This window comes from Actinomycetospora corticicola (genome assembly GCF_013409505.1).
GTDB lineage: Bacteria > Actinomycetota > Actinomycetes > Mycobacteriales > Pseudonocardiaceae > Actinomycetospora > Actinomycetospora corticicola.
Genome location: NZ_JACCBN010000001.1, coordinates 5971606 through 5985703, shown reverse-complemented (window position 1 = coordinate 5985703; position 14098 = coordinate 5971606). Strand labels below are relative to the sequence as shown.

Sequence of the window (14098 nt, the reverse complement as noted above, 5' to 3'; positions counted from 1 at the left end):
GTGGTCTAATCTAGATTAGAAGAAGTGACGGCGAGACGGAAGGACACCCCGGTGGACCTCGGACTGACCGGCGCCCGGGTGATCGTGACCGGCGGCGCCTCGAACATCGGACGCGGCATCGTCCACGGCTTCGCCCGCGAGGGGGCCCGGGTCCTGCTCGCCGACCGGGACGCCGCGCAGGCGGCCCGGGTGCACGCCGAGGCGGTGGAGGCGGGCGCCACCGAGGTGCGCGAGGTGATCGGCGACCTCACCGCCGAGGGCGCCGGGGACCGCGTGGTCGCCGACGCGGTCGACGCCTGGGGCGGCGTGGACGTGCTCGTGAACAACTGCGGCTGGAGCGTGCCGGGGTTCCTCACCGAGCAGACCGACCGCGCCCTGTGGCAGCGCACGATCGAGACCAACCTCTACACCGCCATCGACGCCACGCAGGCCGTGCTCGGCCCCATGACCGGGCAGTCCGCGGGCGCGATCGTGTTCATCTCCAGCGACGCGGCGTTCGGTGCCGTCCGCCAGGGGATCTACGGCACGACGAAGGCCGGCCTCATCGCCCTGGCCCGGACCACCGCCCGCGAACAGGGCCGGCACGGCATCCGGGCCAACGTCGTGTGCCCCGGACTCGTGCTGCCCGACGAGGGCGGGGTCGGCGCGGACAGCCTCTGGGCCGCCGGCCGGGACGCGATCTTCAACCCGGACCAGGTCGAGTACGTCACCAGGCAGACCCCGCTGCGGCGCCTGACCACCCCCGAGGACGTGGCCGCCGCCGTCGTCTGGCTCGCCTCCCCGACCGCCGCGCGTCAGGTCACCGGGCAGGTCGTGGCCGTGGGCGGCGGATCGTCCATGCCGTGAGCTTGACCCGCCCCGTCGTCGTTTTTTATTCTCGATGAAATTCAGCCGCTGGGAGAGCCCCGTGAACAAGTCCTCGATCGTCCCGGAGACCGCCGAGCGCGCCGCGCTGCGCGAGAGCGTCACCGCGCTGGTGGGCCGCTACGGGCACGACTACTTCGTCGAGAAGGCGCACGCCCACTCCGAACCCTCCGAGCTCTGGAAGGAGCTCGGCGCCGCCGGGTTCCTCGGGGTGCACCTGCCCGAGGAGTACGGCGGCGGGGGCGGCACGCTCGGCGACCTGCTGGTCGTCGTCGAGGCGGCATCGGCCGCGGGCTGCCCGCTGCTCATGACGGTCATCTCCCCCGCCATCTGCGGGACGATCCTCGCCCACCACGGCTCGCACGAGATGAAGCAGCGCTGGCTGATCGGGATCGCCGACGGCTCGCTGAAGATGGCCTTCGCCATCACCGAGCCCGACGCCGGGTCCAACAGCCACGAGGTCACGACGACCGCGCACGCCGACGGCGAGGGCTGGCGGCTCTCGGGCACGAAGTACTGGACGTCAGGCATCGACGAGGCCGACGCCGTCCTCGTCGTCGCCCGCAGCGGCAGCGCCCCCGCGAAGGGTGACCGCAAGCCCCTGTCGCTCTTCGTCGTGCCCACCGACTCCCCCGGCCTGACGTGGCAGCCGATCCCGGCAGCGCTCACGCAGCCCGAGCAGCAGTTCACCGTGTTCTTCGACGACGTCCCGCTCGGACCGGAGGCGCTCATCGGCGACGACGGGAACGGGCTGCGGCAGGTCTTCGCCGGGCTGAACCCCGAGCGGATCACCGCCGCGGCGATCAGCAACGGCATCTCGCTGTACTCGCTGGAGAAGGCGACGGCCTACGCGAACGAGCGCGCCGTGTGGAAGGGCGTCAAGATCGGCGCCCACCAGGGCGTGGCCCACCCGCTCGCCGAGTGCTACATCGCGGTCGCCCAGGCGCGGCTCATGGCGCAGCGGGCGGCGGACCTCTTCGACGCCGGCGAGGACGCGGCGGAGGCCTCCAACATCGCGAAGTTCGCCGCCGCCGACTCCTCGCTGCGGACCCTGGACCAGGCGATGCAGACCCACGGCGGGAACGGCATGTCGCTCGAGTACGGGCTGGCCGACCTCTGGTTCCTGGCCCGCATGCTGAAGACCGCGCCGGTCAGCCGCGAGATGGTGCTGAACTTCGTCTCCCAGCGTTCGCTCGGGCTGCCCGCGTCGTACTGACTAGGCTCCGGCGTGTGGTCCCGCCGTCCGCCCCGTCGACCGACGGCGGCGTGTCCTCCGGCCGGGGCGCCAAGTCCGCCCGGACCCGTCGTCGGGTGGTCGACGCCGCGGCGCACGTGCTCGTGCGCCGCGGGTACGCCGGCACGCGGCTCTCGGACGTCGCCGCCGTGGCGCAGGTCCAGGCGCCGGCGATCTACTACTACTTCTCCTCGCGCGACGAGCTCATCGAGGAGGCCGTCGCGGTGGGGCTCGCGCAGGCCCGCGCCCTCGTCGAGGAGGCGCTGGCCGCGGCGGACGGTTCCCCCCTGGAACGGCTCCGCGTCGCCGTCGCGGCGCACCTCAGCACCCTGCTGACGCACTCCGACCACGCGGCCGCCGCGATCCGCACCGTCCCCCAGCTCCCGGAGAGCATGCGGGCGCGCCACCGCCAGGCCGAGCGGGACTACATCGAGATCTGGCGGGGCCTGGTCGCGGACGCCCGGGCCGCGGGCGAGATCGACCCCGACCTCGACCCGGGCGTCGCGCTCATGGTGGTGCTCGGCGCCCTGAACTGGACGGCCGAGTGGTGGGACCCGGAACGGGGATCCCTCGAGGGCATCATCGACACCGCCCAGCGCCTCGTGGTCGACGGGCTCGCCGCCGACCACGAGTGAGCCGGCCGGGGATCAGCCCGCCGTGCGCCGGACCGTGTCCTCCCGCGCCGCGAGCGGCGCCCCTGCGAGGTCCTCCTCGTTGCACAGGACCTTGACCTTGAAGTAGGGCGAGCCCTGGGCGTCGTCGTAGTCGAGGTGGATGGCGATGACGTCGACGGCCTCGCCGAGCCAGTTCTCCGTCTCGCGCAGCCAGCCGGCACAGCGCTCCAGGGCGTCCGGCAGTTCGTCGTCGCAGAACTCGACCGCGCGGTAGGGCACGTCCTCGATGCGGTCCTGGTTCCCCGAGGGCCGGGGAAGACCTGCGGCGAGGCCGAGGTCGTCGAGTTCCAACTTGGTCACGTGCTGATTCACGGCCCCGACCCTCTTCACCGACGGCGCCGCGCGCAAGCCCCGAAGCGGTGTCGGCCTCGTCGCGGGCGCCCGGCGGAAGTCTGACGCCGGGAACGGTCGGGGCGTCAGCCCGCCGGGCTGCGCACGACGATGACCGCCGTGTCGTCGAGAACGGCGCCACCGGCGTGCTCCAGGGCTGCGCTGGCGAGGGCGTCGGCGACGGTCTCGGCGCCCGGCGCGGACGGCAGGCCGGCCAGCGTGCGCGCGACACCGTCCTCCCCGAACTGCTCGCCGCCGGTCACCCGCGACTCGGTGATGCCGTCGGTGTAGAAGACGAGGCTGTCGCCCGGGAACAGGGCGGTCTCCTGACGGGCGACGCGGGCGTCGGCACGGATGCCCAGCGCCCGCCCGCCCTCCCGCAGCCGCACGACCTCGCCGTCGGCCCGCAGCACGAACGACGGCGGATGCCCGCCGTTGACCACCACCACGTCCAGCCCCTCCCCGGACCGGGCGGTGAGCGTGGCGTACGTGGCGGTGACGAAGCTGCGGCGCTCGCTGAACCAGACGTGCAGCACCTCGTTCAGCGCCCGCAGCACCGCCTCCGGGCTGTCCTCGGTGTGTCCCATCGCGCGCACGGTGGACCGGGCGAGCGCCGTGGTGCGCGCCGCCCACGCGCCCTTGCCGCAGACGTCGCCGATCACGACGCCCCAGCCCCCGGACACGGGAAAGACGTCGTAGAAGTCCCCGAGCACCTCGGCGCCCCGTCCGCCGGGCCGGTACCGGGCGGCGACCTCCATGCCCGGGATGCGCGGGGCGTCCGCCGGGAGCAGCGACTGCTGCAGGGTCTCGGCCAGTTCGGTGGCCTCGGCCGCGCTCTGCTCGGCCCGCCGGGCGTTGTGCTCGGCCACCGCCGCGTGGTGCTCGGCGTTGGCGGCGTGCCTGGCGGCCTCGGCGTAGGCGAGCTGGGTCTGCCGCAGTGCGACCCGCAGCGCGATCTCCCCGCCCGCCGCCTGGGCGAGCGTGCGGAGCACGTCCAGGTCCTGCGCGCCCCACTCCCGCGCGCGCGTGTCCATCGCGCAGAACGTCCCGAGCACCTCGCCGTCCTGCGAGCGGATGGGGAGGCCCACCCACGCGCCGATGTCCAGGACGCCCACGGCGGCCATTCCGCGCGTGCGGGGGTCGGCGCGCGTGTCGGTGACGACCTGCTCGGCGTCGGCCTCCACCACGAAGCGGCAGAACGACTCCTCGACGAGGTTCTGCCGGTGCTCGGGCGGTCCGGCGTCCAGACCGGTGGTGCTCTTCCAGTACGACCGGCGCTCGTCGACCAGCGTCACGAACACCATCGGGGCGTCCAGCAGGGCGGCGGCGAGCCGGGTCAGCCGGTCGAAGGACTCCTCGGGCTCGGTGTCCAGGAGCCCGGTGGCGGCCACCGCCTCGACACGGGTCGTCGAGGCGATCGCACCGCTGCGGCCGTGCCCCGGCGTCGTCCCGCTGTCCACGGCGGCCAGCCTACGGATCCGGGGCCGTCGATCCGGCGTGAAGTGGACATCGGGGCGGGTCACGTCGCCCGTCGAGACGATCCACGGGCGACGGCGGCCTGACCCCTCACTCCGGGACGACGACGACCTTCCCGCGCAGGGTGCCCGCGTCGGCCTCGGCGTGGACGCCGGCGAGCTCGGCCAGCGGCACCCGTCGGTCGACGTCGACGGTCAGCTCGCCCCGCTCGACGAGACCCACCAGCTCGGCCAGCGCCGCGGCGTCGTTGCGGACGAAGAGTTCCACCGCCCGCACCCCGCGGGCCTCGTCGGCCGGGGCCGGGGACGCGGGCACGGTGTTCACCACGACGCCGCCGTCGCGCACCCGACCGACGAGCGCCCGGAACGCCTCGGGGGTCAGCCGTGCCAGGTTGAGCAGGACGTCGACGGGTTCGGTCACGGCGTCGGCCACGGCACCCGCGGTGTGGTCGACGACCTCGTCGGCCCCGAGCGCGCGCAGGCGCCCGGCGCTGCGTGGGCTGCCGGTGGCCACGACGTGGGCCCCGGCGCGCTTCGCGAGCTGCACGGCGTAGCCGCCGACGGCCCCGCCGGCGCCGTTGACCAGCACGCGCTGACCGGCGCGCACGGCCGCGTCCTCGACCACGGCCTGACGGGCGGTCAGCCCCACCTCCGGCAGGGCCGCCGCGTCGGCCAGCGGGAGGCCGCGGGGCGCGGCGGTGAGGACCTCGGCCGGGGTCACGACGAACTCCGCGGACGCCCCGTCGTCCACCATCGGCAGGAAGCCCACCACCTCGTCGCCGACCCGCAGACCCTCGACGCCGTCCCCGAGCGCGTCGACCGTGCCCGCGACGTCGATGCCGGGCACGTGCGGGAGCGCCACCGGGAACGGGCCCTGCAGGTAGCCGCCGCGGATGCCGTCGTCGACCGGGTTGAACGACGTCCCCGCCACGCGCACGCGGACCTGACCGGCCCCGGGGACGGGCTGCTCCACGTCCTCGTAACGCAGCACCTCGGGGCCGCCGTACTCGTGGAACCGCACTGCCTTCATCGCGCGCCTCGCTCCTCGTCGTCCCACAGCGCTTCGAACTCGAAGCACATGGACGACCCTAGAGTTGCTTCGAACTCGAAGCAAGGTGACACTCGACGCGTGTCCGAGCCGCAGCACGACGTCGACCCGGTCCGGCTCGGCGCCTACTTCGCGCTGATCGAGGTGTCCGGCCTGCTGCGCCACGCCATCGAGCAGCAGCTGCAGGCCGACGGCGACCTGACCTTCGTGCGCTTCCAGATCCTGCGGCGGCTCCAGCTCTCCCCCGCCGGCAGCCGACGCATGACCGACCTCGCCGACGCGATCGTCTTCAGCCGCAGCGGACTGACCTACCAGGCGGGGCTGCTGGAGAAGGCCGGGCTCGTCGTCCGGAATCGGACTCCCGACGACGAGCGCGGCGTCACCATCGCGATCACCGACGCCGGGCGCGCCCTGGTGGACGCCGTGCTGCCCGGTCACGAGGCCGTCGTCGAGCGACTGCTGTTCGACCGGCTCTCCCAGGACGACGCCCGGACCCTCACCGACCTGCTCACGCCGGTGCGCGACCACATGCGCGCGGCGCCGCCCCGCTCGGCGACACCGCGCCGCACGCGGCCCTGACGACCGTCACCGACCACGATCGTCCGGCGGGCACGCCCGGGCCGCCGTACCGTTCCAGGGGCCGACACGAGGGGGTGGTCGCCGTGGTGCTTCCGCACCCCGCGCCGCTCTTCGACCAGGTCACGGGATTCCCGCCGGACGACGCGCTCGACCTGACGCTGTCGATGCCGCTCTCGCTCGCGGTCTACATGACGATGCTCGAGTCGACCGGGCACGCCGCCGACGTCGCCGTCCTGCGCGCGGTCTTCGTCGACGAGGCCCGCGAGACCGCCCGGCACCTGCAGGCCGCGATGGCGGCGGTGACCGGGCCCGACGTGGCCGACACCGCGCGGTTGAGGATCACCCACATCGTCGAGGAGCGCGTCCCGCGCACCAACGGCCTCCGCCCGCACGTGCACTTCTTCGTGGGGCAGACGACCCGCGACGGCCGGGAGGCCCATCCCGTCGACCTCGACGCGCTCGCCGCGACGGCCGCCACCGACGTGCTGCGCGGCACGCTCGACCGTCTCGTCGCGACCACCACCGAGCGCTGCGGCCTGACCTGGGGCCCGACGTCGTGGTCGCCCTGCGAGGTCCTCGAACCCGGCTGGCTCGTGTCGCGCGCCGCCGAGATCCGAGCCGAGGACCCGCCGTGCCCGGGCCCGTGGCCGCGCCGCCAGGTCTTTCTGGGCCGGTCCTGACGACCGTGCGCTGCTGCTGAACGACATCGTGCGCGAACGTCCGCTGGACGTGAACGATCCGCTCGACGAGGCTGGAGGCACCGCGCCCCGGGACACCGTCGTCCCGTCGAGCTGCGCGGTCCCTGTCCCGCACGTGGAGTCGACGCGTGCCCGTGCAATGAGGAGACGTTCTCGTGAGTGGTCGTCGGGTGCTGCCGGAGCCGGAGCCCGCCAAGCCGGTGGTCACGGCCATCGGGATCGACGAGCACGACGGGGTGTTCGAACCGACGGGGCCGACGCGTGCGCCCTCGGGCGCGCCGAACGTCGTCGTCGTGGTGCTCGACGACCTCGGGTTCGGCAGCTCCAGCGCCTACGGCGGGCCGTGCCGGATGCCGACGGCGGAGCGGCTGGCCGACGGCGGGCTGCGGTACACCCGCTTCCACGTCACGGCGCTGTGCTCGCCGACCCGGCAGGCGCTGATGACCGGTCGCAACCACCACGCCGTCGGGATGGGCGCCACCACCGAGATGGCGACCTCCGCCCCGGGCTACACCGGGGTGCGCCCGCGGAGCGCGGCGACGCTCGCGCGCACCCTGCAGGGCAACGGCTACAGCACCGCGGCGTTCGGGAAGTGGCACCAGACCCCGCCGTCGGAGATCAGCCCGGTCGGGCCGTTCGACCGCTGGCCGACCGGCGAGGGCTTCGACCACTTCTACGGCTTCATGGCCTGCGAGATGAACCACTGGTACCCGCTGCTGTTCGAGGGCACGAAGCCGGTGGAGCCCTCCCGACGTCCCGAGGACGGCTACCACCTGTCAGAGGACCTGGTCGACCACGCCGTCGACTGGGTGCGCACGCAGCGCACGATGACGCCCGACCGCCCGTTCTTCACCTACCTCGCCTTCGGCGCCTCGCACGCCCCGCTGCACGTCGCCCCGGAGTGGCAGGAGCGCTACCGCGGCGAGTTCGACGGCGGGTGGGACGAGCTCCGCGAGACCACGCTCGCCCGACAGAAGGCGCTGGGCGTGGTCCCGGAGCACACCGAGCTCTCCCCCTGGCCGGACTCCGTGCCGCACTGGGACTCCCTCGACCCGACCCGCCGCGCGCTCGGCGCCCGGTTCATGGAGACCTTCGCCGGGTTCACCGAGCACGCGGACGTCCAGCTCGGGCGCTTCGTCGACGCCCTCTCCGAGCTCGGCGAGCTCGAGGACACCGTGTTCCTCTACCTGCTCGGCGACAACGGGGCCTCCGGCGAGGGCGGGATCGAGGGCACGCACGTCGAGCACCGGCTCGGGCACGGCCTCGTCGACGACCCGGGCGAGATGCTCACCCACCTCGACGAGATCGGCGGACCGGAGAGCTACCCCATCGCCCCGGTCGGGTGGGCGCTCGCGATGAACACGCCCTACCAGTGGACGAAGCAGGTGGCGTCGCACCTCGGCGGCACCCGCGACGGTCTGGTGGTGCACTGGCCAAGCGGCATCACCGACGCGGGCGGCCTGCGCCATCAGTTCCACCACGTCATCGACGTGCTCCCGACGATCCTGGAGTGCGCGGGCATCACCCCTCCGACCAGCGTCGACGGCGTCGAGCAGCAGCCGGTCGACGGGACGAGCATGCAGTACACGTTCGCCGATCCGGGGGCAGCGGACCGCCGGCGCACCCAGTACTTCGAGATGTGCGGCAACCGCGGCATCTACCACGAGGGGTGGACCGCCGTGACCCGGCACGGCACGCCGTGGGAGATGGTCCCGACGGCGGGTCGGAGCTTCGCCGACGACGTCTGGGAGCTCTACGACACGACCACCGACCCGAGCCAGGCGCACGACGTGGCCGCCGAGCACCCCGCGACGCTCGCGCGCCTGCAGGCGATGTTCCACGCCGAGGCGGTGCAGAACCACGTCCTCCCCCTCGACGACCGGGTGACCGAACGGGAGAACCCGCAGCTCGCGGGCCGGTTCGACCTCGTCGGCGACCGGAGGTCGGTGACCTACCGGGGCACGGTGCGTCGGCTGATCGAGGAGACCGTGCCGAACGTCAAGAACCGCTCGCACGCCGTCGTCGCCGACATCGACGTGCCCGCGGGCGGGGCGGAGGGCGTCGTGGTCGCCCAGGGCGGGCGCTTCGGGGGCTGGTCGCTCTACGTCTCCGGCGGGCGCGCCTGCTACGTCTACAACCTCTTCGGGCTGCGCCGGTACACCGTGCGCTCCGCGGTCCCCCTGACGCCGGGGCGCCACGAGCTGCGGATGGACTTCGCCTACGACGGCGGAGGCGTCGGCCGCGGCGGGACGGCCACGCTGCGGGTCGACTCCCACGACGTCGGGTCGGTGCGGGTGGACGCGACGATCCCGTACTACTTCTCCTTCGACGAGACCTTCGACGTGGGCGTCGACCTCGGCACCCCGGTCACCGAGGACTACGCGGCCGGCGACAACGCGTTCACCGGCACCGTCCACACCGTGCGCGTCGACCTGCTGCCCGGGTCGGGACGCGCGACGGACCCGGACGTGGAGGGCCTGCACCGCCGGGTCATGGCGTCGCACTAGGTGCGCTGCGCGCGCGTGAGCAGAAAGTGGGGCTATGGCCCCACTTTCTGCTCACCTACGCACCGGAAGCCGAGGTTGCCCGAGCTCGACTCCGGGGTGTTCGAGGTCCGGGCCGCGACCCGATAACGGTTGCAGTAGGAGTCGTGACAGAGGTACGACCCACCGCGCATCACCCGCGCGTCGCCCTCCTCCGGGCCCACCGGGTCCTGCTCGGGCGAGCGGGCGTACCAGTCGGCGGCGAAGCGGTCGGCGCACCACTCCCACACGTTGCCGACGGTCTGCCAGAGGCCGTGGCCGTTGGGGCGGTAGGTCTTGACCGGCGCCGTTGTCAGGAACCCGTCCTCGCGCGTGTTCTCGGTGGGGAACCGGCCCTGCCAGATGTTGAGGGCCCAGCGGCGGCCGAGTTCGTCGCCCCACGGGAACCGGGCGCCCGCGAGCCCGCCGCGTGCGGCGTACTCCCACTCCGCCTCCGTGGGGAGCCGCTTCCCGGCCCACGCGCACCAGGCCTGCGCGTCGTTCCAGGAGACGTGGACGACCGGGTGGTTCGCGCGGTCGCCGATGGACGACCCGGGTCCCTCGGGGCGGCGCCAGCAGGCCTCGCGCACGGCGAGCCACCACGGCGCGCCCTCGACGCTGGAGAGCACGTCGGACCGGTCGCCGGTGAAGGCCAGGTGGAAGACACCGGAGGAGCCCCACCGCTCCGCGTCGGTGACGTAGCCGGTCTCCTTGACGAAGCGGGCGAAGGCCGCGTTGGTCACCGCCGTGGCGTCGATGAGGAAGGACGACAGGGTCACGCGGTGGACCGGGCGTTCCCCGTCGGCGGGGTCGCCGTCGCCGTGGTGGTCGCCCATGGCGAAGGAACCGCCGGGGACGAGGACCTGGCCACGGGGCGGACGCGTCGTCATGATCACCAGCTCTACTCCGACCCACCGTTCGGCGCCAGCGGACAGATCTGCACGGAACTGTTGAGATGGAGCGCATGGAACTGTCGCTGCGCCGCCTGCGGACGCTCCGCGAGGTCGCCCGCCGCGGCGGGGTGAACGCCGCCGCCGCGGCCCTGCACTACTCGCCGTCCGCGGTGTCGCAGCAGGTCGAGGCACTCGGCGTCGAGGTCGGCACCCCGGTGATCGAGCGCGTGGGTCGAGGGGTGCGGCTCACCGAGGTCGGCCGGGTCCTCGTCGAGCAGGCCGAGTTCCTGCTCGCCGCCGAGCAGCGCGCCGTCGCCGCCGTCGAGGGCGCCCGCCAGCACCTCTCGGCGCGGCTGTCGGTGGGCGTCTTCGCCGCCGCGGCGGCGGCCCTGCTGCCCGCCGTCATCGCCGACCTCGCCGCCCACCACCCCGGGATCACGCTGGAGAGCCTGGAGACCGACCCCGACCAGGCGGTGCTCGACGTGCGGCACGGGCACCTCGACCTCGCCCTGCTCCTGGACTACCCGGACGCCCCGGAGCCCTGGGCGCCCGGCCTCACGATGGTCCCGCTGGGCCAGGACCGCATCCACCTCGCGGCGCCGGCGGGCACCGCGTACCGGCCGGGCACCGACCTCGCCGCCCTGGCCGGGGAGACCTGGGTGATCTCCGGGGCCGAGAGCTACTACGGCCGGGCCGTGCGCACCGCCTGCCGCCGGGCCGGGTTCGAGCCGGAGGTGCGCCACCGGGTGGACGGGCTCGCCACGGCGCTCGCGATGGTCGCCGCGGGGCTCGGGGTCACGCTCGCCAGCGACCTCGGCCGCGCGTTCCTCCCGGCGTCAGGGATCGACGTGGTCCCGCTCCGGCGGCCGCTGCTGCGCACGATCGTGCTCGCCCACCTCCCGCACGCCGACGACCGCCCGAGCGTCCGCGCGACGGTGGAGGCCTTCGGGCGGGCCGCCGTCGACCGGGGCCTGGTGGCGATGGGCTGAGTCCCACGTCCTGAATCCCACGCGGCCCGACCGCGTCCTCCCGGGGATCATCGACACGCGGCCCACGTCGGGGTCCGCGGGAGGGACACGTCGTGGAACTGCTGGCGATCTCGGGGAGCCCGTCCTCGCCGTCGAAGACGGTGCTGGCGCTCTCGGTCGCGCTCGCCCGGGGCGGGGAGCACGAGGACGTGCACACCGACCTGTTCGACCTGCGCGAGCAGGAACTCGTGTTCAGCGACGGGCGGGACCCGGCCGACTACACCGGCGCGACGCGGGACGCGATCGACCGGGTGGTCGCCGCGGACGCGCTGCTGGTGGGCACGCCGATGTACCGCGGCGGCTACACGGGCCGGTTGAAGAACCTCTTCGACGTGCTGCCCAACGACGCGCTGGCGGGCAAGCCCATCGGGCTCGTCGCCACCGGCGGCACGGACCACCACTTCCTCGCCCTCGAGCACGAGCTCAAGCCGCTGGTCGGTTTCTTCCGCGCCTGGGCCGTCCCCGGGGCCGTGTACGCGAACAACACGCACTTCTCCGGCGGCGAGCTGACCGACGACGGCGTGCGGGGACGACTGCACGACCTCGCGGACGCGGTGGTCACCTTCGCCCGCCACATGCCCGTCGTCGCCGGGCCCGCCGCGCCCGACATCCCCCGCCGGTCGGCCGCGGAGTCCTGAACGTCCCGACCGCTCCCGGTCCTCGTCCCCCGACGGCGGCCGCGCCGAGGTCCGTCGGGCTCATCCGCGCCTGCCGCCCAGCCGGGCCGCCAGCTCCGTCCCCTGCCTGATCGCGCGCTCGGCGTCGAGTTCGGCCGCGACGTCGGCGCCGCCGATGACGTGGGTGCGGACGGACCGGCCCGCGAGCTCGTCCACCAGGTCGCGGACGGGCTCCTGCCCGGCGCACACCACGACGGTGTCGACGGCCAGGAGGCGCGGGCGGTCGCCGACGCGCAGGTGGAGGCCGTCGTCGTCGATGCGTTCGTACTGCGCACCGGTGACCGTCTCGACGTCCTTCGCGCGCAGCGTCGCGCGGTGGACCCACCCCGTCGTCGTGCCGAGGTCCGCACCGACGCGCGTGCGCTTCCGCTGGACGAGGTGGACCTGACGCGCCGGCGGCGCGGGGGCGGCCGCGACGAGCCCGCCGTCGGCGGCCACACCCCACTCCGCCCGCCACGCCGCGAGGTCCGGCGCGGGGTGCTGCGTGAGGAAGGTGGCCACGTCGACGCCGACCCCGCCCGCGCCGATCACCGCGACCCGCGCCCCCAGACGTCCGGGGTCGCGCAGCGCCTCGTCGTAGGTGAGCACGCTCGGGTGCTCGATGCCGGGGATCGCGGGCCGCCGCGGGCGGACACCGGTGGCGACCACGACGTCCGCGAACCCGGCCAGCTCGGCCGCGCCGGGGCTCGTCGCGAGCCGCACCTCCACCCCCGCCCGTTCGAGCCGTCCGGTGAAGTACCGGATCGTCTCGGCGAACTCCTCCTTGCCCGGGATGCGCCGGGCGAGGTCGAACTGCCCGCCGAGGTGGTCGCGGGCCTCGTAGAGCGTCACCTGGTGCCCGCGGTCGGCGAGGCCCGCCGCGGCGGCCAGACCGGCCGGGCCCGCCCCGACGACGGCGACCGGCCGCGGGCGTCGGACCGGGGTGAGGGTCAGCGTGGTCTCCCGACCGGCCCGCGGGTTGACCAGGCAGCTGACGCTGCGCAGCGCGAACGTCCGGTCCAGGCAGGCCTGGTTGCAGCCGATGCAGACGTTGATCTCGTCGGCCCGGTCGGACGCCGCCTTGGCCACCCACTCCGGGTCGGCGAGGAACGGGCGCGCCATCGACACGAGGTCGGCGTCGCCGCGGGCCAGCACCGCCTCGGCGTCGGCGGGCGTGCTGATGCGGTTCGAGGCGACCACCGGCACGCCCACGTGCGGGCGGAGGCGCCCCGTGAGGTCGGCGAACGCCGCCCGGGGCACCGACGTGACGATCGTCGGCACGCGGGACTCGTGCCAGCCGACCCCGCTGTTCAGCAGGTCCGCGCCCGCCGCCTCGACGCCGCGGGCGAGGGTGACGACCTCGTCCCACGTCTGCCCGTCGGCGACCAGGTCGGCCAGCGAGATGCGGTAGGAGAGCACGGCGTCGGGGCCGAGCGCCTCCCGCACCCGGGACACCACGGCCAGCGCGAACCGTCGTCGCGCCGCCGGCGAGCCGCCCCAGGCGTCGTCCCGGTCGTTGGTCGCGGGCGCGAGGAACTGGTTGACCAGATAACCCTCGGAGCCCATGACCTCGACGCCGTCGTAGCCCGCCTCCCGCGCGAGCCCGGCCGCCCGGGCGAAGGACTCGACCGCCCGGACGACGCCGCGGTGGGTGAGCCGCCACGGGGCGAACGGCGCGATCGGCGCCTTCCGGCGGGACGCCGAGACCGCGAGCGGGTGGAACGCGTAGCGCCCGGCGTGCAGCAGCTGCAGCAGGACGTGGCCGCCCTCGGCGTGCACCGCGTCGGTGACCCGGCGGTGCCCGTGGAGCTGCCGGTGGTGGGTGAGCGTCGCCGCGAGCGGGTGCAGGCGCCCACGCGCGTCCGGGGCGAGACCGCCGGTGACGACCAGGTCGGCGCCACCGCGGACCCGCTCGGCGTAGAGGGCCGCCAGCCGCCGGTGACCGCCCGGCCGTTCCTCGAACCCGGTGTGCATCGAGCCCATGACCACCCGGTGGCGCAGCTGCACCGGGCCGATCCGCACCGGCGTCGTGAGCAGGGGGTACGCCACGGCGGCGACGATATCCGGGACCGCGGGTTCCGCTCATCTCGGCTTGAA

General features: G+C 74.3%; 13 protein-coding genes. 8 read left to right on the top strand and 5 right to left on the bottom strand.

Annotated features, from left to right (window positions below; all coding sequences use genetic code 11):
* Positions 1–51: 51 nt before the first annotated feature.
* The 3 genes from BJ983_RS29165 to BJ983_RS29155 all read left to right on the top strand — a co-directional run bounded on the left by BJ983_RS29165 (position 52) and on the right by BJ983_RS29155 (position 2733).
* Positions 52–846: an SDR family oxidoreductase gene (locus BJ983_RS29165; RefSeq protein WP_179797017.1), complete on the top strand. Its 795-nt coding sequence runs from the start codon at positions 52–54 to the stop codon at positions 844–846.
* Between the two features lie 61 nt (positions 847–907).
* Positions 908–2080, top strand: coding sequence for an acyl-CoA dehydrogenase family protein (locus tag BJ983_RS29160; RefSeq protein WP_343054414.1), 1173 nt, complete (start codon positions 908–910; stop codon positions 2078–2080).
* Positions 2081–2094: 14 nt separating this feature from the next.
* Positions 2095–2733, top strand: coding sequence for a TetR/AcrR family transcriptional regulator (locus BJ983_RS29155; protein WP_343054413.1), 639 nt, complete (start codon positions 2095–2097; stop codon positions 2731–2733).
* Between the two features lie 12 nt (positions 2734–2745).
* Here the strand turns inward: BJ983_RS29155 and BJ983_RS29150 are convergent, their stop codons facing one another.
* The 3 genes from BJ983_RS29150 to BJ983_RS29140 all read right to left on the bottom strand — a co-directional run bounded on the left by BJ983_RS29150 (position 2746) and on the right by BJ983_RS29140 (position 5607).
* Positions 2746–3072, bottom strand: a complete 327-nt coding sequence (locus BJ983_RS29150; RefSeq protein ID WP_343054412.1) for a hypothetical protein — start codon at positions 3070–3072, stop codon at positions 2746–2748.
* A 116-nt stretch (positions 3073–3188) separates the two neighbouring features.
* Positions 3189–4562, bottom strand: coding sequence for a SpoIIE family protein phosphatase (locus BJ983_RS29145; RefSeq protein ID WP_179797014.1), 1374 nt, complete (start codon positions 4560–4562; stop codon positions 3189–3191).
* A 106-nt stretch (positions 4563–4668) separates the two neighbouring features.
* Entirely contained in the window at positions 4669–5607 is a 939-nt protein-coding gene (locus tag BJ983_RS29140; RefSeq protein WP_179797013.1) for an NADP-dependent oxidoreductase, read from the bottom strand.
* A 99-nt stretch (positions 5608–5706) separates the two neighbouring features.
* Here BJ983_RS29140 and BJ983_RS29135 point away from each other — a divergent pair, with 99 nt between their 5' ends.
* The 3 genes from BJ983_RS29135 to BJ983_RS29125 all read left to right on the top strand — a co-directional run bounded on the left by BJ983_RS29135 (position 5707) and on the right by BJ983_RS29125 (position 9409).
* The gene (locus BJ983_RS29135; protein WP_179797012.1) at positions 5707–6204 is read left to right on the top strand and encodes a MarR family transcriptional regulator; all 498 of its coding nucleotides are present in this window, start codon (positions 5707–5709) and stop codon (positions 6202–6204) included.
* An 83-nt stretch (positions 6205–6287) separates the two neighbouring features.
* Positions 6288–6884: a hypothetical protein gene (locus BJ983_RS29130; protein ID WP_179797011.1), complete on the top strand. Its 597-nt coding sequence runs from the start codon at positions 6288–6290 to the stop codon at positions 6882–6884.
* Between the two features lie 173 nt (positions 6885–7057).
* Entirely contained in the window at positions 7058–9409 is a 2352-nt protein-coding gene (locus BJ983_RS29125; protein WP_343054411.1) for an arylsulfatase, read from the top strand.
* A gap of 32 nt (positions 9410–9441) precedes the next feature.
* Here BJ983_RS29125 and BJ983_RS29120 read toward each other — a convergent pair whose 3' ends face one another.
* Positions 9442–10314 (bottom strand): formylglycine-generating enzyme family protein, encoded by an 873-nt coding sequence (locus tag BJ983_RS29120; protein WP_343054410.1) that lies wholly within the window; start codon positions 10312–10314, stop codon positions 9442–9444.
* Between the two features lie 74 nt (positions 10315–10388).
* Between BJ983_RS29120 and BJ983_RS29115 the strand changes: the two genes are divergently transcribed.
* Together BJ983_RS29115 and BJ983_RS29110 are read left to right on the top strand one after the other, a co-directional pair.
* The gene (locus BJ983_RS29115) at positions 10389–11306 is read left to right on the top strand and encodes a LysR family transcriptional regulator (protein ID WP_179797010.1); all 918 of its coding nucleotides are present in this window, start codon (positions 10389–10391) and stop codon (positions 11304–11306) included.
* 92 nt (positions 11307–11398) lie between these two features.
* A complete protein-coding gene (locus tag BJ983_RS29110) occupies positions 11399–11983 on the top strand; it encodes an NAD(P)H-dependent oxidoreductase (RefSeq protein ID WP_179797009.1) in 585 nt (194 codons plus the stop codon).
* A 60-nt stretch (positions 11984–12043) separates the two neighbouring features.
* Here BJ983_RS29110 and BJ983_RS29105 read toward each other — a convergent pair whose 3' ends face one another.
* The gene (locus BJ983_RS29105; RefSeq protein ID WP_179797008.1) at positions 12044–14050 is read right to left on the bottom strand and encodes an FAD-dependent oxidoreductase; all 2007 of its coding nucleotides are present in this window, start codon (positions 14048–14050) and stop codon (positions 12044–12046) included.
* Between the last annotated feature and the right edge of the window lie 48 nt (positions 14051–14098).

Coding starts and splice junctions, on each gene's coding strand:
- BJ983_RS29140 (WP_179797013.1), bottom strand. CDS start 5,607: ATGAAGGCAGTGCGGTTCCACGAGTACGGCGGCCCCGAGGTGCTGCGT.
- BJ983_RS29120 (WP_343054410.1), bottom strand. CDS start 10,314: ATGACGACGCGTCCGCCCCGTGGCCAGGTCCTCGTCCCCGGCGGTTCC.
- BJ983_RS29115 (WP_179797010.1), top strand. CDS start 10,389: ATGGAACTGTCGCTGCGCCGCCTGCGGACGCTCCGCGAGGTCGCCCGC.